At 43.6% G+C, this 1,315-nt stretch carries 2 protein-coding genes; both read right to left on the reverse strand.

Annotation, left to right across the window (positions count from 1 at the left end):
- Positions 1–719 (reverse strand): IS66 family transposase (locus R3X26_RS18730; RefSeq protein WP_317718836.1); only part of this gene is annotated, 719 nt, incomplete at its 3' end.
- Between the two features lie 84 nt (positions 720–803).
- Positions 804–1,148 carry an IS66 family insertion sequence element accessory protein TnpB gene (tnpB, locus tag R3X26_RS18735; protein WP_317718837.1) on the reverse strand — a complete coding sequence of 115 codons (345 nt, stop codon included), beginning with the start codon at positions 1,146–1,148 and terminating at the stop codon, positions 804–806.
- Positions 1,149–1,315: the final 167 nt, after the last annotated feature.

The raw sequence follows: 1,315 nt of genomic DNA on the forward strand, positions 1-1,315 counted from the left end.
CCTTCATTGAGGAGTGCTGATTTCATGTAGTCGATAATCACTTGAACTTTATCACCCAATTGCACACACCAGTTAGACAGTGTCGCACGGCTCACATCGATGCCTGAACGATTCAATATATCGACTTGACGATACAATGGTAAAGCATCCACATATTTGGCGGTCACGACCGCCGCGAAGGCGTCCGCACTGCCCAGGCTTTTGGGGATCATGCTAGCGGGCTTAGGGGCCGTAATGATTGTTGACTGAGTTTGCGTTTTTTCACACTGGCGACAAGTGTACTTGATTCGCTCATGGCGAATAACACTGACCTTTTGAGGGATTATTTTCAGCTCTTCTGACGTTTCGACACCACATTCGTGTAAAGGCTCATCACAGCAATCGCAATACGGTGCATTAAGTTCATGTTTGTGAGTTTCACGTTCGAGTTCGGTTGGTAAGGGTTTTCGGCCCGTTTTTTTCTTCTCATCATCAGACTTAGGCACGGAAGTTTGTTGCTCTGCCTCATTAAAGGTACCTTTCGGTATTTTTTCACTTTGAGATGAGAAGCGCTTAGATTTGCTGAGGTTTAGCTGTTCAAGCAGAAGTTGTACTTTAGTTTCAAGTTCGACCACTTCTTCCTGCTTTGCCTGAAGTAATTTATCTTTGGCTTCATTTTGTTGATGGAGCTCTAGCAACATGGCTTTCAGTTGTTCCACATCATCAGGAAGTTCAGTCATTACAGGGCCCAGTCAATTTTGATACCTTAAGTGTGACAGTGAAAAAGGATCGTTCAAGCCCTATTTTTAGATCAACATCAGCAGTCACACTTCTAAATTATTGAGCGGTCGATGAGCACGAGGGTGACTTAGATCTAGGCCAGATAACAACCACTGAAGCTGTTGTTTACTGATATGTATCGCATTGTCGGATCGTGGCTCTGGCCACTTAAATCGACCTTTCTCTAGCCGGCGATAGTAAAGCCAGAAGCCATTTGTATCCCAAAATAATATTTTGAGTTTATCTCGGCTACGATTACAAAAGATAAACCAAGCTTCACTGAACGGATCCATCTCAAGTGTTTCGGCGACAATCAATGATAGCCCATCAATGGATTTTCTCATGTCAGTCACTCCCGTCACGAGATAAACCTTTCCTGATGGCATCATTGCAGTGCATCAACCCAATGTTTAATTTGTGATGCGCTAAGGTGTGCAGGTAATTCAGCGCGAATGCCGTTGTGAAGTGTTAGTACCACCACACTTGTATGGTCGACATTATTTTCGGTAACCACTATTGGCTGAACTTGAATTTGTTCTTCGGATTTATTGAGTTT

The organism is Vibrio sp. TH_r3, assembly GCF_033101115.1.
Taxonomy (GTDB): domain Bacteria; phylum Pseudomonadota; class Gammaproteobacteria; order Enterobacterales; family Vibrionaceae; genus Vibrio.

What these genes read in the sequence shown, in the direction of transcription:
- tnpB (WP_317718837.1), bottom strand. Translation starts at nt 1,148, where the DNA reads ATGATGCCATCAGGAAAGGTTTATCTCGTGACGGGAGTGACTGACATG.